This is a genomic window from Pseudoalteromonas sp. RB2-MNA-CIBAN-0110, assembly GCF_040309305.1.
GTDB classification, from domain to species: Bacteria; Pseudomonadota; Gammaproteobacteria; order Enterobacterales; family Alteromonadaceae; genus Pseudoalteromonas; species Pseudoalteromonas arctica.
The window spans coordinates 1-284 of sequence record NZ_JBEOOQ010000141.1; the positions used below are offsets into that span (position 1 = coordinate 1).

The following is a 284-nucleotide window of genomic DNA, read 5'->3' on the forward strand; positions in this document are numbered from 1 at the left end:
TTGATATTTTTAAATAGTTTTCATCAGATAAATAACAGCATCTAGTGATAGAGTTACAGTTATTACAAGGCGCTTATGCAAAAGCAATTACCGAAAATGTAACTATGGCGCTGGTTCCTTGCTCTGGTTTACTACTCGAGGAGCACGAATTTGTTTTATTTACATAGACGCGAAATCAACAACCAGGACATAGCCAGCGCTGTGTGCTATACTCTGCGCCCCCAATTCGTCACGCCCACGCACCACTCATAGCAGCCCGGACCTCCGGTTAAGCCGATTGGGGT

The 284-nt window shown here is 44.4% G+C and carries 1 protein-coding gene; it reads left to right on the top strand.

What is annotated here, in order from left to right:
- The first annotated feature begins 44 nt into the window (after positions 1 to 44).
- On the top strand, positions 45 to 167 hold the full coding sequence (locus AAEY68_RS20890) for a hypothetical protein (protein WP_350586804.1): 123 nt from the start codon (positions 45 to 47) through the stop codon (positions 165 to 167).
- Positions 168 to 284: the final 117 nt, after the last annotated feature.